We start from the raw sequence: 22,136 nt of genomic DNA, 5'->3' as shown, positions 1-22,136 counted from the left end.
GGGGTAGAATGGTCGCACGGGCATATACGGTCGCATTCCAGGGCATCGACGCGCGCATCGTCGAGGTGCAATGCGCGCTCTCCGCCGGTATGCCCGCCTTTTCAATCGTGGGCCTGCCCGACAAAGCGGTGTCAGAAGCGCGCGAAAGGGTCCGCGCCGCGCTTGGTGCGATGGCCATCGCCCTGCCCAGCAAACGGATCACGATCAACCTCAGCCCTGCCGACCTGCCCAAAGAAGGCAGCCATTTCGACCTGCCGATCGCGCTGGCCCTGCTGGGGGCAATCGATATCCTGCCGAATGATGTCATCCAAAGCACCGTCGCCTTGGGCGAACTGTCGCTGGACGGGAGCCTGATCCCCGTGATCGGCGCACTGCCTGCGGCGATGGCTGCGGCGGAAAACGGGCGTAGCCTGCTGTGCCCCGCTGCCTCTGGTGCCGAAGCGGCATGGGTCGGCAATGCGCAGGTGATCGCGGCTTCTAGCCTCGGCGCGGTGGTGCGGCATTATACCGGCCAAACCCCGCTGCCGCCTGCCACACCGGGCGAAGTCTCTCAAAGCCCCAGCCAGCATGACCTGCGTGATGTCAAAGGTCAGGAACGCGCCAAACGCGCCTTGGAAATCGCGGCCGCGGGACGTCATCACCTGATGTTTGTCGGCACGCCCGGCTCGGGTAAATCCATGCTAGCGGCGCGTTTGCCCTCCATCCTCCCCCCGCTGACCCCACAAGAGGCGCTCAGCACCTCTATGATCCACTCTCTTGCCGGGCTTCTGGATGACGGCGGCATCTCGCGTCTGCGCCCGTTCCGCGAACCGCACCACACGGCGTCTATGGCGGCGATCATTGGCGGCGGGCGACTGGCCAAACCGGGGGAGGTCAGCCTTGCCCATAACGGCGTGCTGTTCATGGATGAATTCCCCGAATTCCCGCGCACCGTGCTCGAAACCCTGCGCCAACCCGTCGAGACGGGCGAGGTGATGATCGCCCGCGCCAATGCGCATGTGAAATACCCGTGCAAATTCATGCTCGTCGCCGCAGCGAACCCCTGCAAATGCGGCTATCTTAGCGATCCGTCCCGCGCATGCAGCAAAGCCCCCGCTTGCGGAGAGGATTATATGAACCGCGTCTCGGGCCCGCTGCGCGACCGCTTCGACCTGCGCATAGATGTGCCGCCCGTGGGCTATACCGACCTCGACCTGCCCCCCAGTGCGGAAGGCTCGGCGGAAGTCGCCCAAAGGGTGCAAGCCGCGCGCCGCCGCCAGCACGACCGCTTTGCCGACCATCCCACAGCAGCCCTAAACGCAGATGCCGAAGGGGACCTGTTGGAACAGATCGCCGCCCCGGATACGGAGGCGCGGCAGCTGCTGTCCCGCGCGGCAGAGCGGTTTCACCTATCGGCGCGTGGGTATCACAGGGTATTGCGTGTGGCGCGCACCATCGCGGATCTGGAAGGGGCTGGCGACGTGCGCAAACCGCATCTGGCCGAAGCGCTCAGCTTTCGGTTGCCGTCGGTGGCACTTGCGTGATCCAGGCCGCCAATGCGTCCAACGTGACCCGCGCTTCGGGCAGGGTATTGTGGAAGATCGGCCAAACGTGGGGCAGGTCATGCTCCTCTTCCAACGACGCGCTAACACCTTGATCCCGCAAATGCGCTGCCATCCGGCGCGCGTCATCGCGTAAAATCTCTGTGGACCCGACGGTGATCCAGACTGGCGGCGCCTCCGGATAGCTCGCAAGCAAGGGGCTTATATCGGGATCTCGGGGGTCGGCACCTGCCAGATACATCTCTGCCATAAGACCGGCCTGAGCGGCGGGTAATACGGCCTCTCGTGCCGCATTCTCGCGAAAGCTGGCCCCCTCGTGCAGAAAATCGGTCAGCGGTGAAAAGGCAAAAAGCGCGCGCGGCAGGGGGCCACTGCCCGCACAAAGCCGGCTAAGCAGATTGAACGCCAGCGCGCCGCCCGCGCTATCGCCGCCGACAATGATATTCTGCGCCGACACACCGCTGTCGAGCAATGCCTGATAGGTCGCGGCGACATCTTCGATTGCGGCGGGAAACGGCGCTTCGGGGGCAAGACGGTAATAGGGCAATACCGCCACAGCCCCCAGACGCTGCGCCAAGGCCCCCAGCATCGCGCCGTGGGTATCGGGGCTGCCAAACACGAAACCGCCCCCATGAATGTAAAATACCACCAGATCAGAGCGTGTCTGCGCAGGGGTCACCCGCAGAACCTCGCCCGCGCCAACCAAGCGGCTGCGGGTGATCTGGGTGCCGCGCGGTGCGCGAAACAGCAGCCGCGCGGTTTTCGCGAAATCACGACGTATCTTGTGCACATCGCGCGTGCGCGCCAGCTTGCGCTTCTCTACCAAACGTAAATAGCCGTTCAGCAGAGGGCGCAGCAAGCTCATGCGCGCTTACGCTCGATCGCTTCCCATATCTTGGCCGCGATATTGGTGCCGTCGAAACGTTCCAGTTCTTGTATACCCGTGGGAGAGGTCACGTTGATCTCTGTCAGATAGTCGCCAATGACATCGATGCCGACGAAAATCTGCCCCTTCTCACGTAGCAACGGGCCGATGGCGGCGCAAATTTCAAGGTCACGCTCTGTCAGGCCGACCTTCTCGGGGCGGCCGCCCACATGCATGTTCGACCGGGTTTCCCCCTCTGCCGGGACGCGGTTGATGGCCCCGACGGGTTCGCCATCCACGAGAATCACCCGTTTGTCGCCCTTGGACACAGCCGGCAGGAATTTCTGTACGATCAACGGCTCGCGCGAGAAACCGGTGAACAGTTCGTGCAAAGAGCTGAGGTTGCGATCATTCGTGTCCAGACGGAAGACCCCCGCGCCCCCGTTCCCGTATAGCGGCTTGAGGATGACATCCTTATGTTTCGCCTTGAACGCTTTGATCGTGTCCAGATCACGGGCGATTGTGGTGGGCGGGGTCAGCTCCGGGAAATCGAGCACCAACAGTTTTTCGGGGTAGTTCCGCACCCAGAACGGGTCATTCACCACCAGTGTTGTCTTTTTCAGACGGTCCAGCAAATGGGTCGAGGTGATGTAATGCATGTCGAACGGCGGGTCCTGCCGCAGCCAGACTACGTCGAAATCCGCCAGATCAACCTCGCGTTCAGGCCCCAAGGTGGCGTGATCGCCCTGCACCCTCTGCACGGTCAGATCATGACCCCGTGCGGTTATACGCCCCTCTTGATAGGCGAGGTGATCGGGGGTGTAGTAGAAAAGCGCGTGCCCGCGCGCCTGTGCTTCCTCGGCCAGGCGAAAGCTGCTGTCCGCGTTGATGTTCACGTCCCCGATCGGGTCCATCTGAAAGGCGATTTTCATAAGGGGTCTCCCTGTTGTTCCTTTCTAGATGGCGCAGCAGGGCGTGGGGTGCAATGGGTCAGTCGTGCCCGAAGGCGTTTTCAAGGATCCGCAGGTCACCGGTCTGATCGACCAACGCCACGTCAAACCGCACATCCGTTAGCGCGCCCTTGGGTTCGCCGCCAATGAATTCTTCGGCGGATCGATAGATACGGCGCATCTGTTTCCGGTTCAAACGCTGCAGGGCGCTGTCATGGCTTTTGCTTTTCTTCACTTCGACAAAGACGATCCCGTCGCCGTCTCGCATGATCAGATCAATTTCGCCCGCCTTACCGCGCCACCGTTCATGTGCCAGATCAAAGCCGCGGCGGCGGTAGTCATCCGAGACCTGCAGTTCAGCCGCACGACCTGCGTGATAGGAAACAGCCCCTTGAACGGATTTCGCCAATGTCGTCAGTGTGTCGGTCATCTTAGGTTTCTTTCCCCAGTTCCAATGCCGCCTGGTACACCTGTCGGCGCGGCACATCATATGCCTGCGCCACCATATCGACGGCATCGCGCATCGAATTCGTTTCCAATGCGTTCGCAAGGTCAGAGGTTAGATCACTTTCGCTAACAGCCGGTAAACGCCCGCGATCAATCAGTACAACAATCTCGCCTTTCGGGGCTTTACCGCTGTAGTGTTCGGTCAACTCATCTAGGGTACCGCGCTGAATTTCCTCGAACTTCTTGGTCAGCTCGCGACAGACAGCCGCCGGACGTTCCCCGCCCAGCGCCTGTGCGGCATCGCGCAGCATCGCCCCCACCCGCTTGGGTGATTCGTAGAAAACCAGCGTGCCTTGCACCTCTTTCAACTTTTGCAGCGCCGTGAGCCGTGCGCCTTTCGCATTGGGCAGGAACCCTGCGAAAAAGAAGGCATCCGTCGGCAGCCCTGCCAAAGCCAGCGCGGTCAGCACCGCCGAGGGGCCCGGGGCGCAGGTCAGCATGAGCCCTGCCTCGCCCACACCGCGGGACAGTTCGAACCCCGGATCCGCGATCAGCGGCATGCCAGCCTCAGAGGCATAGGCGACGGATTGCCCATCACGGATCGCGGTGACAAGCTTGTCCTGCACGCCACTGCCCGAATGGTCGTGCAGCGCCACAATCTGCCGCCCGTTGAGAGGCACCCCATGGATATCCATCAACTTACGCAGGCTCCGCGTGTCCTCCGCCGCCAGCACATCAGCCGAGGCCAGCACGTCGAGCGCCCGCAAGGTTATGTCGCGGGCAGAGCCGATCGGCACCCCGACAAAGTAAAGCCCCGCCGCAAGGGGAATCTTTTGGTAATTCAAGCTGGACCCGCCTTTCGCACCCTCTATGATCAGTGCATATGTCCCCGGGGCCATCGCCGCCGACCTGCCACCAATGGAGTGACACCGTTATGATCGCTGTTTTCAACATCCTTCGCAAGCCACTGCGGCTTTTGATCCTGCCACTGATCGCATTGGCGCTTGCCGCCTGTGAACCTGTGGCGATGACCAATATGAACGGGTCCAAGGGCCCCAAAGTCGACTCGAGCAAACCTATTCCGGTGGCCTTGCTGATCCCGCGTGGCGGTTCGGCGGCAGATAACCTGCTGGCGCAAGAACTTGAGAACGCCGCGCGTCTGGCGATCCGCGATCTGGGCGGCGTGCAGATTGACCTGCGGGTCTATGGCACGGGCGGCAATGCTGGCACTGCGGGTACCGCGGCGGCGCAGGCCGTCACCGACGGGGCTCAGATCATTCTGGGGCCGCTTTATGGCGAGGCCGCAAATGCGGCGGGTAACGCGGTTGCCGCGCAGGGCGTGAATGTCCTGTCCTTCTCGAACAACCCCAGCATCGCGGGCGGCAATGTCTTTGTGCTGGGTCAGAACTTTAACGACACCTCCAACCGTCTGGTCCGCTACGCCAAGAGCAACGGAAAAGACAAGATCCTCGTACTGCACGGTCAGGATCTGGCCGGCCAGCTGGGCCGCGATGCCATCCTCAAGGCGATTGCCGCAAACGGGGCGACCTCTGCCGGTACGGTTGATTACGCGCTGAGCCAAGAAGCCGTAATGTCTGCCGTGCCGCGCGTGAAAGCTGCCGTAGAAAGCAACGGGGCGAATGCGATCTTCCTGACAACATCCTCGGCCAGTGCCCTGCCGCTCTTCGCACAGATGCTGCCAGAGGCAGGGATCAGCGGTGCCACCACGCAGTACATCGGTCTGACCCGCTGGGACATCCCGCCTCAAACGCTGGCCCTGCCCGGCGTGCAAGGTGGCTGGTTCGCCCTGCCCGATCCCGGTGCGACAACCGCATTTTCGCAGCGCTATGCCGCAGCCTATGGCGACACACCGGGTCCGATCGCTGGTCTGGCCTTTGACGGGATCGCAGCCGTGGGGGCCTTGGCGAAATCCGGCAAATCCGACGCGTTGTCCGCGGCACGTCTGACCCAAGGCGCGGGCTTCCGCGGGGCGAGCGGCGTGTTCCGCCTCAAGGCCGACGGCACCGCCGAACGCGGCCTTGCCATTGCCACGATCCGCAACCAGCAGGTCGTCATCATCAGCCCTGCCCCCCAAGCCTTTGGCGGGGCCGGTTTCTAAGGGACCGCCTTTTGTGAAACCCCTTGTTGCACCAGCAGAATCAGGTGAGGCCACCGCGCGTCACCTGATCAGCACCCCCAAACGCATCTTTGACGAAGCGGCTGTTTCTGCCGCGCTCAAGGACGTGCTGGACGGTTTGACCGATCCGGCAGAGATTCAGGCCGCCGCCGTCGCCGTCCTGCAAGACGCGCAAAAGAACGGGCGCGCCGAAATCGCCCGCGCCTTTGCGGCGTCACCCTTCAACGCGCGCCCCATGACGTCGGCCTATTGCTACCTCACCGATCAGCTTGTCCGCACGACCCTGCAGATCGCCGGACAACGGCTCCACCCGGTTGAAACGCTTGGCCCGAACGACCGGCTCGCCGTGATCGGCGTCGGCGGGTATGGCCGCGGAGAGATGGCCCCCTATTCCGATGTGGACCTGCTGTTCCTCATCCCCCAGACGCCCAGCCAGCGCACTGAAAACCTGATCGAATCCATGCTGTACATGCTATGGGATCTCAAGTTGAAGGTCGGCCATTCCACCCGCACCATCCGCGACTGCGTGACCCTTGGCCGCGAGGATTTTACGATCCAGACAGCCCTGCTGGAGCACCGCTTTATCGCCGCAGATGTGGCGTTGGCGCAGGATCTGGATGAAACGCTCAAAACCGATCTATTTGCAGGCACCGGTCGCAGCTTTATCGAAGCCAAGCTGGAGGAACGCGACGCGCGGCACCGCAAGCAAGGTCTGCGTTATGTTGTGGAACCCAATGTCAAAGAGGCCAAGGGCGGCTTGCGCGATCTGCAATCGTTGTTCTGGATCGCCAAACATATCTACAGCGTCGAACATGCCGCCGATCTTGTCGACCGCGGCGTGTTTCTGGAAGAAGAATTCAAGACCTTCGTCGCGGCCGAGAATTTTCTTTGGGCGGTACGCGGACACCTGCACCTCATTTCAGGACGCGCGACCGAACAGTTGACCTTTGATATGCAGGTCGCCGTGGCCGAGGCGATGGGATACCGCGACACGCGGGGCCGCCGCGGGGTCGAGGTGTTCATGCAGGCCTATTTCCGCCATGCCACCGAAGTGGGCGAGCTGACGCGCATCTTCCTCACCAAGCTCGAAGCCTTGCACGTCAAGGCGGAACCCCTGCTTGAACGCATCTTTCGCCGTCGCCCCAAGCTGCGGGACGGCTATGAGGTCGTGGGCGGGCGGCTGGCGGTCACCGATGGCAAGGCGTTTATCAGCGACAAGCTGAACCTGCTGCGCATCTTCGAAGAAGCATTGCGCACCGGCATGTTGATCCACCCCGATGCGATGCGTCTGGTCAAAGCGAACCTCGCCCTGATCGACGACGACATGCGCAACACGCCCGAAGCGCGGCGGATCTTCCTTGATCTGATGCTGAAACACGGCAACCCCGAACGCGGCTTGCGCCGGATGAACGAACTGGGCGTGCTGTCGGCCTTCATCCCCGAGTTTGAGCCCATCGTGGCGATGATGCAGTTCAACATGTACCACAGCTATACGGTGGACGAGCACACGATCCAGTGCATCACAAACCTTGCCCTGATCGAGAAGGGCGAGCTGGAAGAAGACCTGCCCGTCGCCTCGTCGATCCTGCAACGTGGGGTGAACCGCAAGGTGCTATATGTGGCTCTCTTGCTGCATGATATCGCCAAGGGCCGCCCCGAAGACCATTCGATCCTCGGAGCCCAAATGGCCCGCAAGATCGCACCCCGTCTGGGCCTCAACAAGGCCGAGGTCGACACGGTCGAATGGCTGGTCCGCTACCACCTGCTGATGTCGGATATGGCGCAAAAACGCGATATTTCCGATCCGCGCACCGTGCGGGACTTTGCCAAGGCGGTGCAGACCGTCAAACGGCTTGATCTGCTGTGTGTGCTGACCGTCTGCGATATCCGCGGCGTCGGCCCGAACACATGGAACAACTGGAAAGCCGTGCTGATCCGCGGGCTCTACCGGCAAACCAAACGCGCGCTTGAAACCGGGCTCGAAGACCTCAACCGCGAGAACCGCGGCGCGGGGGCCAAAAAGGCCCTGCGTGCGGCCCTTGCCCATTGGCCGCGCAAGGATCTTCAGGCCGAAACCGCACGCCACTACCCGCCCTATTGGCAGGGGCTTCATACGGCATCGCAGGTGGTATTCGCCGAACAGCTCCGCGATATTCAGGACGGTGAAATCCGCATTGACCTGCACCCTGACGATGACCGCGACGCCACCCGCGCGTGCTTTGTCATGGCTGACCACCCGGGCATCTTTGCACGGCTCGCCGGTGCGCTGGCGCTGGTCGGGGCCAATGTCGTCGATGCCCGCAGCTATACCACCAAGGACGGCTGGGTGACTGATGCGTTCTGGATTCAGGACGCCGAGGGCAACCCCTACGACGTCTCGCGCCTGCCACGGCTGCGGCAGATGATCTCCAAGACGCTCAAAGGTGAAATTCTGGCCCGCGACGCGCTGAAATCCCGCGACAAGGTGAAAAAGCGCGAGAAAGTGTTCAAGGTGCCCACGCATATCACCTTTGATAACGAAGGCTCCGAGATCTACACGATTATCGAGGTGGATACCCGCGACCGCCCCGGCCTGCTCTATGACCTCACGCGGTCGCTGTCTGAATCCAACGTCTATATCGCCAATGCGGTGATCGCGACCTATGGCGAACAGGTGGTCGATACCTTCTACGTCAAAGATATGTTCGGGTTGAAATACTATACCGAAAGCAAACAAAAGACGCTCGAGAAACGGTTGCGTGCGGCGATCATCGACGGCGTTGCGCGGGCACAGGACTGACATCGGCGCTTTCGCGCGGGCATGACGGCTGTGTTCGCATTTCCCTGATTGCGCAGTGCGGCGCCAACGGCTAGGCCATTTGCACCGCAGTTACGGGGCAGCACCACCATGAAACCTATCCGCCTTATGTCCGGCTTCTTCACCGTCGGGATCTGGACCCTCCTCAGCAGGGTCATGGGGTTCGTGCGCGATGTGATGATCGCGGGCTACCTTGGCTCCGGCCCCGCAGCCGAAGCGTTTCTGGTCGCCTTTTCCCTGCCCAACATGTTCCGCCGCTTCTTTGCCGAGGGGGCGTTCAACATGGCCTTTGTGCCGATGTTCTCGAAAAAGCTCGAAAGCGGCGATGATCCGGAAAAATTCGCGCAGGATGCTTTCGTCGGCATGGCGTTCATCCTGACGCTGTTCACCATCATCGGGATCGTCGCGATGCCGGGGCTGGTGCTGCTGATGGCCTCGGGCTTTGCGGGGGACGAACGCTTCGATCTGGCGGTCGAATACGGGCGTCTGGCCTTCCCCTATATTCTGTTCATCTCCCTCGCGGCACTTGTATCGGGCGTATTGAACGCCACGGGCCGCTTCATGGCAGCGGCGGCAGCGCCTGTGGTGTTGAACGTCATCTTCATCCTCGCCGTCCTGATCGGGGCCGCCCTTGGCCGCGACGGATCAGAGGCGATCGGCATGGGCATCGACAAGGCGCTTGGCCTGCAGATCGGCGACACGCTGGCGCTGTCTGTCCCGCTGGCGGGGATCGCGCAACTGGCGCTGGTCTGGTGGGCCGCGAAACACGCAGGCTTCACGCTGACCTTCGGCCGTCGCCCCCGCCTGACGCCCGAGCTGAAACGCCTCGCCATCATCGCCGCCCCTGCGGCCCTGGCGGGCGGGGTCATGCAGATCAACCTGCTGGTAGGCCGTCAGGTCGCCAGCTTCTACGAAGGGGCCGTGGCTTGGCTCAATTACGCAGACCGCCTCTACCAACTGCCCTTGGGCGTGGTGGGGATCGCGATTGGCGTGGTGCTGCTGCCCGACCTGTCACGACGGCTCAAGGCCGGAGACGAACAGGGATCGCACACCCAGATCAGCCGCGCCGCCGAGGTGTCGCTGGCGTTGACCATCCCCTCGGCGGTTGCGTTGATGGTGATCCCCTTCACGCTGGCCACGGTGCTGTTCCAACGCGGGGCCACAACCACAGATGACGCCGCGGCCATCGCCATTGCGGTGGCGATCTACGGGCTCGGCCTGCCGGCCTTCGTGCTGCAAAAGATCCTGCAACCGCTTTACTACGCGCGTGAAGACACCCGCCGCCCCTTCTACTTTGCCGTGGTCGCAATGGTGGTGAACGTGGTACTGGCCGTCGGCCTCAGCCCCGTGATCGGCTGGATTGCCCCTGCCATCGCGACGACATTGGCGGGATGGGCGATGTTTGCCTTGCTGGCCTATGGCGCACGTGGCTTCGGGCTGGCCGCCAAATTCGATGCGCGTTTTCACAAACGCATCTGGCGCATCATGGCGGCGGCGGCGGTCATGGGCGGCGCGCTCTGGATCGGCAATCTGGCCCTGCAACCCCTGCTCGCCGAAGCCTGGTGGCGCGGGGTCGCCCTGGTGATCCTCATTGCCCTGGCGGCCGTCAGCTACTTCGGCACCGGCCAGCTCATCGGTGCGTTCAAACTGGCCGAATTCAAACGCGCCCTAAAACGCGGCTAACCCGACCGGCTTCCAAATGGCATTAAATCCCGGGGGTCAGGGGGCTGGCCCCCTGCCTGTCACGCCTGCCTGTCCCGCCTGCAAGCCTCACCGATGCCGAATACGCTCCCGCAGCCTGCCCCATTCGCCCGGCGCAAAAACAAAGCTCAGCGCGAAACCACAGGCAAAGCCCAAAAGCTCCGCCACCCACTGGGTGCCCGCGTCAAAGAACACGCCCCAGATCAGTTGCAACCCCATCAGCACGGCAATCAGCGAAAACGCGCGGTACTGCTGTTCCCCTTGCCCCGCCAGCTTGCGCCACATGACAAAGGAATAGCCGCCGATCAGCCCATAAACCGACGGATAGGCACCGACCAGCCAGACCGGATCATCCAGCACCAGCGCATAGACCACCGCCCCGAAAATGCCCGACACAAAGAAGATCGCCAGAAACGCCACCTGCCCCATCGCCTCCGCCACCATCTTGCCAAGCGCCAGCAACAGCACGCAGGCAAAGATCGCATGGGTGAACCCCAGATGGATGAAACTATAGCTCACCACCCGCGACAGGTCGCGCAGGGGAAACTGCATGTTGGCGACCATCCAGTCGAAGACATCGCCCGAGAACCCGAAGTCGCGGATCAAGGCCAGACGCCAGCCCACAGCAGCAGGGCCGCCGATGATCCCGGCCTCGGCCAGCGACAGCACGACCTCTATCCCCGCCAGCGCCAGAAAAAGCAGCGTAACGGTTGCGGGCATCGGGTTCACGGGGGGGTGAAAATCTGGGTCTTCCATAGGGCCTCCTTGACGGGCATGGTGCGCATGGGTAAGCCCATCTGGCCGTAGTTTCCAGCCTTATCGGAGCATCCAATGACCGACACCCCTTTCACCCCGCGTGTGTTTTCCGGCATCCAGCCGTCGGGCGATTTGCATCTTGGAAACTACCTGGGCGCGCTCAAACGTTTCGCCGATGCGCAGGATAAGGGGGTGCAGTCGATCTACTGCATGGTCGATCTGCACGCAATCACCGTCTGGCAGGACCCTGCGGACCTCAAGCGCAGCACGCGCGAGCTTTGTGCCGGTTTCATCGCGTCGGGCATCGACCCCGATAAATCCATCCTGATCAACCAAAGCCAGGTACCCGAACACGCGCAACTGGCCTGGGTCTTCAACTGCGTGGCGCGCATGGGCTGGATGGGCCGCATGACCCAGTGGAAGGACAAGGCCGGCAAGAACGCCGAAGCTGCCTCGCTGGGGCTCTTTGCCTATCCCGCGCTGATGGCCGCCGACATCCTGATCTATCACGCGACCCACGTGCCCGTGGGCGAGGACCAGAAACAGCACCTTGAACTGACCCGCGACATCGCGGCCAAGTTCAACCATGACTACGGCGTCGATTTCTTCCCGTTGACCGAACCGGTGATCGAAGGGGCTGCAACCCGCGTCATGTCTCTGCGCGACGGCTCCAAGAAGATGTCGAAATCCGACCCTTCCGATGCCAGCCGTATCAACCTGACCGACAATGCCGACACCATCGCCAAGAAAATCCGCAAGGCCAAGACCGACGCCGATGCGCTCCCCTCCGAAGTGGACGGCCTCAAGGACCGGCCAGAGGCGCGCAATCTGGTGAATATCTTTGCCGCGCTGAACGACCAGACCGTTGAACAGGTTCTGGCCGATGTGGGCGGCCAGCAGTTCGGCACCTTCAAGCCCAAACTGGCTGAGCTTGCCGTCGCCAAAATGGCCCCGATCAGCACCCGCATGGCAGAGCTGATGGCCGACGAAGCAGAGATCGACCGCATTCTGGCCCACGGTGCCACCCAAGCGCGCGAGATCACCGCGCCGATCCTCAAGAAAACCTACGAGATTGTGGGCATGGTGGGCTAAACCAGCCCGCCCCTTCACCCTTTCCCAAATACTCACTCCACAGGTCCCCCGCAGCACCACGGCTGCGGGCCTTGCCCCCATGGACAATCCTTTAGCGTTTTGCCAGCCTTCGCCCGAACCACGAAGGGGATAGACGATGACCACCGGTTTTTTCATGGACGAACGCTGCTTTTGGCACGCAGGTGGCAACTATGCCTTTACCATGCCCGTGGGCGGCTTGGTGCAGCCGCTGGCGGCGGGCGGCCTGCCGGAAAACCCCGAGACCAAACGCCGCCTGCGCAATCTGATGGAGGTCACCGGCCTGATGGCCGAGCTCGACCTGCGCAGCGCGGCACCTGCATCGCGCGAGGATCTGCTGCGGGTCCATCCGGCTGCCTATCTCGACGACTTCAAGCGCCTTTCCGACGCGGGCGGTGGAGAGCTGGGGTTGCGCACCCCCTTCGCCGCGGGCGGGTTCGAGATTGCGGCGCTGTCCGCGGGCCTCTCCATCGCCGCGGTAGAGGCCGTCGCCAAAGGTGACCTCGACAATGCCTATGCGCTCAGCCGTCCACCGGGGCACCATGCGCTGCCTGATTTCCCTAACGGCTTCTGCCTGCTCGCCAATATCGCCATCGCGATCGAGGCAGCAAAGGCCAAGGGGCTGGTGCGCCGCGTTGCCGTGCTGGACTGGGATGTGCACCACGGCAATGGCACCGAGGCGATCTTTTATGACCGCGACGACGTGCTGACGATCTCGCTCCATCAAGAAGGGAATTACCCGCTTGATACTGGCGCGCTGGCGGATCGGGGCGACGGCGCGGGAGCCGGTTACAATATCAACCTGCCGATGCATGCGGGGTCGGGGCATACGGCCTATCTGCATGCGCTCGATCGCGTGGTGCTCCCCGCGCTCGACGCGTATCAGCCCGATATGATCATCGTCGCCTGCGGTTTCGATGCCTCTATCGTGGACCCGCTGGCGCGCATGCAGGCCACAGCGGAAACCTTTGCCGAGATGACACAGCGGATCAAAGCCGCGGCGCAAAAACTTTGCGGCGGCAAGCTGGTGCTCGTCCATGAAGGCGGCTATTCAGAGGCCTATGTTCCCTTCTGTGGCCACGCCACCATCGCAGCCCTCGCAGACAGTGACATCACAGCGCCAGATCCCCATGCGAAGAACTTTCGCATTCGCCAGCCAAGCCCCGCATTCGACGCTTTCCTGCGCGCGTCCATTGACGACATGGCGCAAGAGCTGAACCTATAAGAGAGACCCCGATGCCGACACCCAATCCCGACGCGCTGCATTTCCTGCAAACCCGCCGTTCGCGCCCTGCCAAGACCCTGACCACACCGGTCCCCGACCGCGACACGCTGACCGAGCTGTTGACCGTGGCCTCGCGCGCGCCGGATCACGGGATGCTGGAGCCGTGGCGTTTTATCGTGATCGAAAAGCCTGCGATGGCGCGTCTGGCCGACATCGCCGAGGCACGCGGCACCGCCCTGGCGCTCGACGCCGAGCAGATCCAGAAGGGCCGCGGGCAATTTGATCAGGGCGATCTGGCGGTTGTGGTGGTCGAGGTGCAGAAACCCTCGCCCAAGATCCCGCCGTTGGAACAGACCTATGCCGTGGGCGGGGTCTGCCTGTCGCTGGTCAATGCCGCGCTCGCCTCTGGCTGGGGCGCGAACTGGCTGAGCGGTTGGGTCAGCCACGACCGCGCCTTCATGACCGAGGCTTTCGACCTCGCGGAACACGAACGCATCGCCGGCATCATCCATATCGGCACCGAAACCTCCGCCCCGCCAGAGCGCGGGCGCCCAGACATCACGGCGATCACCACATGGCAATAGCACAGATTTTTCGCGCCTTCGGGCTGGCCGTTGGACAAGTCGGCGATCCAAGCTTTCGCCGCGTCCTGCTGCTCGGTGTCGGATTGGCGTTGCTGCTGCTGGTCGGTGCGTCTGCGGGCTTTGTCTGGCTGATCGACTGGCTGACCGGAGAGGATAATTGGCTGCCCGTCCTGGGCGAGGTTTCGTGGCTTGACGATCTGTTCAGCTGGGGGGCAGCGCTGCTGTTGATGGTGCTGTCGGTGTTCCTGATGGTGCCCGTCGCCTCGGCCATCACGTCAATGTTTCTGGATGATGTGGCCGACGCGGTAGAGGCCGAACACTACCCCCATCTGCCCCCCGCCACGCCCGTGCCCTTTGGCGATGCGCTGCGCGATACGGTGAACTTCATGGGGGTGCTGATCGGCGTGAACGTCGTGGCGCTGGTGCTGTACCTGATGTTCGCCCCCTTCGCGCCGCTGATCTTCTGGAGCGTGAACGGTTTCTTGTTGGGGCGCGAGTATTTCACGCTTGCCGCGATCCGGCGGGTGGGCCGGACCGAGGCAAAGCGTCTGCGCGGGAAACATAGCCTTACAATCTGGGCCGCCGGCGTGTTGATGGCGATTCCCCTGTCGGTGCCGCTGCTGAATCTGGTGATTCCGATCCTAGGGGCGGCGACCTTTACCCATTTGTTCCACCAATTGGTGTCGGTGCCCCGTGGAGCCACTGCTCCACATCCGCCACGGTGAACCAGCCCGACAGGATGATCCCCGCGATGATCGCCCAAAGCACGATCGACACAGCGGTCGTCCACAGCGCTTTCTTTTTAAGATGGTGATGTTCGGGGGCCCCCGCGTGGGTGCCCTCGACGATCTGGCCCAGATCCCCCTGGGTCTGCACCCGTACTGGCAGCAGGATCATGAATACCATCGACCAGATCACGGTGAACAGAACGATACCTGACATGACGGCCATGGTTACACCTGCTCCAGCTCGACCAGCGCGCCGTTAAAGTCTTTGGGGTGCAGGAAAATCACCGGCTTGCCGTGGGCACCGATCTTGGGCTCACCGTTGCCCAGAACACGCGCGCCGCTTTCCTTCAGGCGATCCCGCGCCACGATGATGTCTTCGACCTCATAGCAGATGTGGTGGATGCCACCGGCGGGGTTCTTTTCCAGAAAACCGTTGATCGGGCTATCGTCCCCCAGCGGGTAAAGCAGTTCGATCTTGGTATTGGGCAGTTCGATAAAGATCACGGTGACGCCGTGGTCGGGTTCGTCCTGCGCAGGACCGACATTCGCACCCAAAGCGTTGCGGTATTGATCCGCAGCGGCCTCAAGGTCCGGCACGGCGATGGCTACGTGGTTTAGGCGACCGATCATCATTCTTCTCCCTCAAATCAACATTTGACCCGGTTTATGGGCTGCCGCTGCCGCAAGAGCAATGCGTCACGTTAACACCGTATTAGCGAAGCGCGCCTAACCATAGGTCACCCACAAAGCATAACGGAGGAATCATGGATACGCTTGAACATCAGGCCCAAAGCCTGCCCGCCCCCACGGCCGACCGCCCGCTTTTGGGCCTTACCGTTCTGGTGATCGAAGACAGCCGCTTTGCCTGCGAGGCGATGCGCCTGCTCTGTCTCCGCTCTGGCGCGCGGATCAGACGGGCCGACAGCCTGCGCGCGGCGCGGCGGCATTTGCAGGTCTACCGCCCGTCGATCGTGATTGCCGATCTGGGGTTACCAGACGGGAACGGCATTGATCTGATTGCGGAACTGGCACAATCGCAGCCCCGCGTGGATGCGCTACTGGCGATTTCGGGGGACACCCACCTGGCGGCGGATGCGCTGGCCGCAGGGGCAGACCGTTTCATGAGCAAACCGTTGCAGTCTTTGTCACAGTTTCAACAGGTCGTGCTGGCCGCCCTGCCGCAGCATCACCGTCCGCTGGGACTGTCCGTGCTTGCCGATGAAACGATCACGCCCGACACTATCGCGTTGCAGGATGACATGGCGCATATGTATGACGTTCTGTCCGGCCCCTGTACGCCTCAGACGCTGGAATATGTCGCGCAGTTTCTGACCGGCGTGGCGCGCAGTGCGCGGGACGCAGCACTGGAACAGGCGGCGACAGCGCTGGCAGCACGCAGTACCTTAGGCCTGCCTGCTATCGAAGAACAACGGGTGATCCGGTCGGTCTTGCGCCAACGCCTGATGCGGCAGATCGCGATCTAGTCGCGGGTCACGTCAGCGGGTCACTGGACACCCGCACGAGGCTGGTCAGATCGCCCAACCGTTCGCGCTGCTTGCCCTCTGCGTCAAAGTTGGCAGGGGAAAGCCACGCCTCGAAGGCTTCGCGCAGGCCCGGCCATTCGGCGTCAATCGCCGCAAACCAAGCCGTATCGCGGTTGCGCCCTTTAACGACAGCCGCCTGCCGGAAGATGCCTTCGTAGCTGAAGCCCAAGCGTTGCGCGGCACGGCGCGACGGCATGTTCAGCGCGTTACACTTCCATTCATACCGACGGTATCCCGCCTCGAATGCCCATTTCATCATCAGATACATGGCATCCGTCGCCGCCCGCGTGCGCTGCAACGCGGGCCCAAAGGTGATTGACCCGACCTCTATCGATCCGGCCTCTGGCGCGATGCGCAGATAGCTTGCCACCCCTTCGATATGCCCAGTCTCTAGGTTCTTGATCGCATAGAAGAGCGGGTCGTCTTTGGTTTCAACCTCGCGCACCCAGCGGTGAAACTGAGCAGAGGATGAGAACGGCCCGTCATACATATAATGCCAAAGCTGATCCTGCCCTTCAAAGGCGCGGAACAGCAGGGCGGCGTGGGCCTCGGCGTTCAGCGGTTCAAGCTGGGCGTAGCGGCCCGTCATCACCGTCCGCGGCGGGCGCGGCGGGACGGAAAAATCTGCAACAGGGGCACCAAGTGGGCCGGGGGGCTGGTCATCTTGTTTCATGCGCTTACGTTAAGGCCAAGCGCTGTCAGCGCCAAGACCCGAATGTCATATGACATCACCCAATCTGGAGCGCAGAAAGGTCCTGTTTTTGCCACAAACGCCTGCGAGGCTGATGGCATCCGCAACCACCAACCCACCCACGTCACCCATCCCAAGGGGCACATCATGTTCACCAAACTGCACCGCATCTACGCCAAGGAAACCAGTTTCGACTGGACAGTCTTTGCGGCAAATGTGGTGGGTGTGGCGATCGTGGCACTGGCTTTTGCCCATGCGCGCGACTTTGGCGCGCAGACTGTGGTAGAAGTTGCGCAAGCCGGTTTCTGACCTTTGGGCGCAGGCCTGCCTGACATTGACCGCCCCCGCCCGACACCACGAGATTCAAACGAAAAAGCCCGCCTTTGGCATATCCAAGGCGGGCTTTTCTATGGGTATGTTGCAGGGCTTAGTCCTGCGGGATGACCCGCAGACCCAGTTCCATCAACTGATCCGACTGTGGTTCGCTTGGCGCGTTCATCATCAGGTCTTCGGCGCGCTGGTTCATCGGGAAGAGGATCACCTCGCGGATGTTCGCCTCTTCCGCCAGCAACATGACGATCCGGTCGATACCGGCCGCACACCCACCGTGGGGCGGGGCACCGTATTGGAACGCGTTCACCATGCCGCCGAACCGCTTTTCGACTTCGTCCTTGCCATAGCCTGCGATTTCGAACGCCTTGAACATGATCTCTGGCTTGTGGTTCCGGATGGCGCCAGACACCAGTTCGTAGCCGTTGCACGCAAGGTCATACTGATAGCCAAGCACCTCAAGCGGATCGCCCATCAGCGCGTCCATCCCACCCTGTGGCATAGAGAACGGGTTGTGTTCAAAGTCGATCTTGCCGGTTTCTTCGTCTTTCTCGTAGATCGGGAAATCGACGATCCAGGCAAAGGCGAAACGGTTTTCGTCCGTCAGACCCAATTCGGCACCGATAACGTTACGGGCACGGCCCGCGACACCTTCGAAGGACTTGGGCTTGCCACCAAGGAAGAACGCCGCATCGCCCACGTCCAGACCCAATTGCTGGCGGATCGCCTCGGTACGCTCTGGCCCGATGTTCTTGGCCAGCGGGCCCGCTGCTTCCATGCCACCTTCGACCTCACCGGCTTTCAGCTTGGCTTGGGCTTCTTTCACCGTGATGCCCAGTTCCTGTGCCACGCTGTCGGCGGTTTTCTCGCGCCAGAAGATATAGCCCATGCCGGGCAGCCCTTCTTTTTGCGCAAAGGCGTTCATGCGGTCGCAGAACTTGCGGCTGCCGCCTGTGGGCGCGGGAATGGCGCGGATTTCGGTGCCTTCCTGTTCCAGCAGTTTCGCGAAGATCGCAAAGCCGGAGTCGCGGAAATGGTCGGACACGACCTGCATCTTGATCGGGTTGCGCAGGTCAGGCTTGTCAGAGCCATACCACAGCGCCGCATCTTTATAAGAGATTTGCGGCCATTCCTGATCCACCGCCTTGCCGCCGCCGAATTCTTCGAAAATGCCGGTCAGCACGGGCTGGATGGTGTCGAACACGTCTTGCTGTTCGACAAAGGACATCTCGAGGTCGAGCTGGTAGAAATCGGTGGGCGACCGGTCAGCGCGCGGATCTTCGTCCCGGAAACACGGCGCGATCTGGAAATACTTGTCAAAGCCGGACACCATCAGCAGCTGTTTGAACTGTTGCGGGGCCTGCGGCAAAGCGTAGAACTTGCCCGGGTGCAGACGCGATGGCACGAGGAAGTCGCGCGCCCCTTCGGGGGAAGACGCGGTGATGATCGGCGTCTGGAATTCTTTGAAGTTCTGGTCCCACATGCGCTTGCGGATCGACGACACAACATCGGACCGCAGCACCATGTTGTCCTGCATTTTTTCGCGACGCAGATCGAGGTAGCGATAGCGTAGGCGGGTTTCCTCGGGATATTCCTGATCGCCAAAAACCTGCAAAGGCAGTTCTTTCGCGGGCCCCAGCACTTCGATGTCGCGCACGAAAACTTCGATCTCGCCGGTGGGGATCTTGGTGTTGACCAGATCGGCGTCGCGGGCCTTTACCTCGCCATCGATGCGGATACACCATTCGGACCGCACCTTTTCCACCTCGGCAAAGACGGGGGAATCAGGGTCGCACAGCACTTGGGTCATGCCGTAATGGTCGCGCAGGTCGATAAACAGGATACCACCGTGGTCGCGCACACGGTGCACCCACCCGGACAGGCGAACCTTGTCGCCAACGTTTTCCTTGCTCAGATCGGCGCATGTATGGCTGCGATATGCGTGCATGACGGGTCCCTTTCGAGGGCTAGAATTGTTCGGGGCAGGTACACCGTTTGGGGCCGCGGAAGTCAAGAGTTTCCCGTAAAAACGGCACAAACCGCGGGTAAAACCCCCGCGTTAAACCATAGGGCTGAAAATAGATGGGCCGCCTGCTCCTCCCAAAGCAGACGGCCCTTCCCGCGCGACGTTGATGATCCTCTTACAGGACCAATACATCAAGCGGCGGAAACCCGTTAAAGCCGACCGAACTGTACGAGCTTGTGTAAGCGCCGCAGTTCTTGATCATGACTTTGTCACCGTCCCTTAGGTCAAGTGGAAGGTCAACCGGATTTTTTTCATAAAGCACATCGGCACTGTCGCAGGACGGGCCAGCAAGCACGCAGGGGCCGACGGGCTTGCCGTCATGCGGGGTCACAAACTGATAGCGGATCGCCTCGCCCTCGGTTTCGGCCAGACCGGAAAAACGCCCGATATCCAGATACACCCAACGGCGCGCCGCCTCTGCCGATTTGCGCGACACCAGCAACACTTCGGCCGCGATATGCCCTGCCTCTGCGACCATGCCGCGGCCCGGCTCTGCCATCAGGACCGGAATCTCGCCAAAGCGTTCTTTGACAGCGGTAACGACTGCGGCGGCATAGCCGCGCGGCGCATCCACCGGATCACCGTGATAGGCAGGAAAACCGCCGCCGATGTTCAGCAGTTGCAGGTCGTGCCCTGCTTCTTTCGCAGCGTGCCATAGCGGGGCGACCTGATCCAGAACGGGGTGCCAGTATTCGGCGCGACGGGTTTGCGAACCGACGTGAAACGACAGACCATAAGGCACGAGACCCACGGATTTGGTGTACTCCAGCAGGCTTGGCAGCAGCGAGCCCGCGCAGCCGAACTTGCGGGTCAGCGGCCAGTCCGCCATGGAATTCTCGACGATCAGACGGATATAGACGCGCGCGCCGGGGGCGTGCTCTGCGATTTTGTCGAGCTCTGCCTCGCAGTCGGCGGCAAACATGGTCACCCCGATGGAATGGGCAAAAGCGATATCAACGCCGCGTTTGATGGTGTTGCCAAAAGAGATTTTCGCAGGATCCGCCCCTTGGGACAGACACAGCTCGATCTCCTGACGCGACGCCGCATCAAAGCCCGAACCGCGTTCGACCAGCATACGAATGATCTCGGGGGCGGGGTTCGCCTTTACCGCATAGTGGATTCGCGCATCGCCCAGGCCGGCTTGCAGCGAGTCGTATTGCACACCCACACGGGCGCGGCTGACGACGAGAGTCGGTTTGTCGAAGCTGTTGTTCCAGATGTAATCAGCCGCTTCGTCATAGTTCGATGCTGCGGATGTGTTCACGGTGGCGGTAGCTGTGGCGTTCATGGTCATCTCCAAAGAGCAAGGAAGGGCGGGAGTACCCTAACATGTCGTTTCAAGAGACGTTACCGTCGCTGCATAGGCGCGGGGTCAATCCGCGGACAGACGGACCGGCCAGAGGCGCGTGCGTTGGCGTCTGTAAGCGCGCATTTACGCTGTTTTCAGATTCGCGCAAGTGGCAAAATACTTGATACGACAATTCGTTTTTCAAGGAGGCACGCAAAGCGCTGCGTACCGGTGAGCGGTGACGGATCGGGGCTATTTTTCCCAATCCGTACCGATGGCTTCGCGGTCCTTTTCGCGTTCTTCGGCTGCCATTTCCCGCACCTCGGCGCGCTCTTCGGCGTCGCTTTGTTCGGGCGTGGAATTCGACTGAGGCTCCCCTGTCAGGGCAAGCGAGAACAGGATCGGGAAGTGGTCGGACCCGATATTGGGCAAGCGCGACATACGGATCAGGCGGAACTCTGCATCATGGAATAGGTGGTCAAGGGGCCAGCGCATGACGGCAATACCCGCATGGAATGTGTTATAGAAGCCACGTCCGACCCGTGGATCAAGCAGCCCCGACAGCCGCTGAAACCGACGGGTGGTGGTGGACCAAGCAACGTCGTTCAGATCACCAGTCACGATCGCGGGCAGATCGTCCTTGCTCGCTTCGATCCCGACCAGCGCGATCTCTCCGTCGCGGCCCTTGGTGTCGTGATAGGGCACGGGGGGTTCGGGGTGCACGATATACAAACGCCACATCCGCCCTGACGGCATCGCCACCTTGGTCCGGATCGACGGCACATCATCGACCAACAGGTCGCGCACCTGAGTCTCTGACGGCTCCATCTTGGACATCATGACCACGCCATAGGAGTTATCCTTGGGCACTTTCACCCAATGCGGGTACTGGTCTTTCAGCGCGTCATAAAGCGCGTCGACCCAGTCTGGGTCCACCTCAAGCGCGGCGGCGATATCGGGGTCTTCGGTGCGGATCAGGTCGATCAGACGCTGATACTGGCGATTGGATTGTTTCACGTTTGACGCAAGGATGGTGACACGGTTTTCCGCATCAGCGGCCTGTGCCTCGGTCGCATCCACGGATTGGCGCGGCCAAAGCGGCGTGAACTTCAGGATGTAGCCCGTGTGGATCGCCGCAATCACAGCGAGGATCGCCAGCGCCGGGTTGCGATGGTCAGGTTCAAGAAACACCAGCGCCACGGCAGCCAGCGCCACGGTCAACACGAACAGCTGCTCACGGGGGAATGCCATCCCCCGGATCGCGCCGTGCGGTATCTTGCTAAAGGGAAGCACGCTGATCGCAGCAACGAGTGCGACAACGCCCCAAAACAGACCGAGTAGTATCGTCGCCAGCATGCATGCCCCCTACGTCAAAAAAAGGGGCGCAGAGCGGTTGCCCTGCACCCCTAGCTCAAC

At 61.7% G+C, this 22,136-nt stretch carries 21 protein-coding genes; 10 read left to right on the top strand and 11 right to left on the bottom strand.

Features of this window, described 5'->3' with window-relative positions:
- Nucleotides 1–8: 8 nt before the first annotated feature.
- Nucleotides 9–1,523 carry a YifB family Mg chelatase-like AAA ATPase gene (locus ABM428_RS03405; protein ID WP_353628169.1) on the top strand — a complete coding sequence of 505 codons (1,515 nt, stop codon included), beginning with the start codon at nt 9–11 and terminating at the stop codon, nt 1,521–1,523.
- Here the strand turns inward: ABM428_RS03405 and ABM428_RS03400 are convergent.
- The 4 genes from ABM428_RS03400 to rsmI are packed head-to-tail and all read right to left on the bottom strand — an operon-like array spanning nt 1,489 to nt 4,648.
- Nucleotides 1,489–2,406: an alpha/beta hydrolase gene (locus tag ABM428_RS03400; protein WP_353628168.1), complete on the bottom strand. Its 918-nt coding sequence runs from the start codon at nt 2,404–2,406 to the stop codon at nt 1,489–1,491. The genes ABM428_RS03405 and ABM428_RS03400 overlap by 35 nt on opposite strands.
- Nucleotides 2,403–3,338, bottom strand: a complete 936-nt coding sequence (gene gshB / locus ABM428_RS03395) for a glutathione synthase (RefSeq protein WP_132997531.1) — start codon at nt 3,336–3,338, stop codon at nt 2,403–2,405. Before gshB ends, ABM428_RS03400 begins: the two co-directional genes overlap by 4 nt.
- 58 nt (nt 3,339–3,396) lie before the next feature.
- Complete coding sequence (locus ABM428_RS03390; protein ID WP_005851276.1) at nt 3,397–3,786, bottom strand: YraN family protein; 390 nt, start codon at nt 3,784–3,786, stop codon at nt 3,397–3,399.
- A 1-nt stretch (nt 3,787) separates the two neighbouring features.
- Nucleotides 3,788–4,648, bottom strand: a complete 861-nt coding sequence (gene rsmI, locus ABM428_RS03385; protein ID WP_064216389.1) for a 16S rRNA (cytidine(1402)-2'-O)-methyltransferase — start codon at nt 4,646–4,648, stop codon at nt 3,788–3,790.
- A gap of 89 nt (nt 4,649–4,737) precedes the next feature.
- Here rsmI and ABM428_RS03380 point away from each other — a divergent pair, with 89 nt between their 5' ends.
- From ABM428_RS03380 to murJ, 3 genes are all read left to right on the top strand, one after another.
- Complete coding sequence (locus ABM428_RS03380) at nt 4,738–5,922, top strand: penicillin-binding protein activator (RefSeq protein ID WP_064216349.1); 1,185 nt, start codon at nt 4,738–4,740, stop codon at nt 5,920–5,922.
- Nucleotides 5,923–5,935: 13 nt separating this feature from the next.
- Nucleotides 5,936–8,719, top strand: a complete 2,784-nt coding sequence (locus tag ABM428_RS03375; RefSeq protein WP_037964853.1) for a [protein-PII] uridylyltransferase — start codon at nt 5,936–5,938, stop codon at nt 8,717–8,719.
- Between the two features lie 108 nt (nt 8,720–8,827).
- Nucleotides 8,828–10,420 carry a murein biosynthesis integral membrane protein MurJ gene (gene murJ, locus ABM428_RS03370; protein ID WP_353628167.1) on the top strand — a complete coding sequence of 531 codons (1,593 nt, stop codon included), beginning with the start codon at nt 8,828–8,830 and terminating at the stop codon, nt 10,418–10,420.
- A gap of 87 nt (nt 10,421–10,507) precedes the next feature.
- Here the strand turns inward: murJ and ABM428_RS03365 are convergent, their stop codons facing one another.
- Nucleotides 10,508–11,194, bottom strand: a complete 687-nt coding sequence (locus ABM428_RS03365; protein WP_037943134.1) for a rhomboid family intramembrane serine protease — start codon at nt 11,192–11,194, stop codon at nt 10,508–10,510.
- A gap of 75 nt (nt 11,195–11,269) precedes the next feature.
- Between ABM428_RS03365 and trpS the strand changes: the two genes are divergently transcribed.
- From trpS to ABM428_RS03345, 4 genes are all read left to right on the top strand, one after another.
- Complete coding sequence (gene trpS, locus ABM428_RS03360) at nt 11,270–12,286, top strand: tryptophan--tRNA ligase (protein WP_243251136.1); 1,017 nt, start codon at nt 11,270–11,272, stop codon at nt 12,284–12,286.
- A 136-nt stretch (nt 12,287–12,422) separates the two neighbouring features.
- Complete coding sequence (locus tag ABM428_RS03355) at nt 12,423–13,529, top strand: class II histone deacetylase (protein WP_180828642.1); 1,107 nt, start codon at nt 12,423–12,425, stop codon at nt 13,527–13,529.
- Nucleotides 13,530–13,540: 11 nt separating this feature from the next.
- The gene (locus ABM428_RS03350) at nt 13,541–14,113 is read left to right on the top strand and encodes a nitroreductase (protein ID WP_064216344.1); all 573 of its coding nucleotides are present in this window, start codon (nt 13,541–13,543) and stop codon (nt 14,111–14,113) included.
- The gene (locus ABM428_RS03345; protein WP_353628166.1) at nt 14,104–14,838 is read left to right on the top strand and encodes an EI24 domain-containing protein; all 735 of its coding nucleotides are present in this window, start codon (nt 14,104–14,106) and stop codon (nt 14,836–14,838) included. Before ABM428_RS03350 ends, ABM428_RS03345 begins: the two co-directional genes overlap by 10 nt.
- On the opposite strand, the gene ABM428_RS03340 is transcribed toward ABM428_RS03345, so the two are convergent.
- Together ABM428_RS03340 and mce are read right to left on the bottom strand one after the other, a co-directional pair.
- Nucleotides 14,771–15,064: a DUF1467 family protein gene (locus ABM428_RS03340; protein WP_005851259.1), complete on the bottom strand. Its 294-nt coding sequence runs from the start codon at nt 15,062–15,064 to the stop codon at nt 14,771–14,773. The genes ABM428_RS03345 and ABM428_RS03340 overlap by 68 nt on opposite strands.
- A 2-nt stretch (nt 15,065–15,066) precedes the next feature.
- Nucleotides 15,067–15,471, bottom strand: a complete 405-nt coding sequence (mce, locus tag ABM428_RS03335; protein ID WP_132997526.1) for a methylmalonyl-CoA epimerase — start codon at nt 15,469–15,471, stop codon at nt 15,067–15,069.
- 134 nt (nt 15,472–15,605) lie between these two features.
- On the opposite strand from mce, the gene ABM428_RS03330 reads away from it, so the two are divergent.
- Nucleotides 15,606–16,325 (top strand): response regulator, encoded by a 720-nt coding sequence (locus ABM428_RS03330; protein WP_353628165.1) that lies wholly within the window; start codon nt 15,606–15,608, stop codon nt 16,323–16,325.
- 7 nt (nt 16,326–16,332) lie between these two features.
- On the opposite strand, the gene ABM428_RS03325 is transcribed toward ABM428_RS03330, so the two are convergent.
- Nucleotides 16,333–17,058 (bottom strand): GNAT family N-acetyltransferase, encoded by a 726-nt coding sequence (locus ABM428_RS03325; RefSeq protein WP_132997524.1) that lies wholly within the window; start codon nt 17,056–17,058, stop codon nt 16,333–16,335.
- 165 nt (nt 17,059–17,223) lie between these two features.
- Here ABM428_RS03325 and ABM428_RS03320 point away from each other — a divergent pair, with 165 nt between their 5' ends.
- A complete protein-coding gene (locus tag ABM428_RS03320) occupies nt 17,224–17,385 on the top strand; it encodes a hypothetical protein (RefSeq protein ID WP_240790834.1) in 162 nt (53 codons plus the stop codon).
- Nucleotides 17,386–17,503: 118 nt separating this feature from the next.
- On the opposite strand, the gene aspS is transcribed toward ABM428_RS03320, so the two are convergent.
- The 3 genes from aspS to ABM428_RS03305 all read right to left on the bottom strand — a co-directional run bounded on the left by aspS (nt 17,504) and on the right by ABM428_RS03305 (nt 22,076).
- Complete coding sequence (aspS, locus tag ABM428_RS03315) at nt 17,504–19,354, bottom strand: aspartate--tRNA ligase (RefSeq protein ID WP_037943121.1); 1,851 nt, start codon at nt 19,352–19,354, stop codon at nt 17,504–17,506.
- A 193-nt stretch (nt 19,355–19,547) separates the two neighbouring features.
- Entirely contained in the window at nt 19,548–20,726 is a 1,179-nt protein-coding gene (locus ABM428_RS03310; RefSeq protein ID WP_132997522.1) for a type III PLP-dependent enzyme, read from the bottom strand.
- Between the two features lie 246 nt (nt 20,727–20,972).
- Nucleotides 20,973–22,076 carry an endonuclease/exonuclease/phosphatase family protein gene (locus ABM428_RS03305; RefSeq protein WP_005851247.1) on the bottom strand — a complete coding sequence of 368 codons (1,104 nt, stop codon included), beginning with the start codon at nt 22,074–22,076 and terminating at the stop codon, nt 20,973–20,975.
- Nucleotides 22,077–22,136: the final 60 nt, after the last annotated feature.

Origin of the sequence: Sulfitobacter sp. TCYB15 (genome assembly GCF_040435955.1) — a bacterium.
Classification (GTDB): domain Bacteria; phylum Pseudomonadota; class Alphaproteobacteria; order Rhodobacterales; family Rhodobacteraceae; genus Sulfitobacter; species Sulfitobacter pontiacus.
The sequence above is the reverse complement of the archived record's forward strand: the minus strand, read 5'-3'. Positions and strand labels throughout refer to the sequence as shown.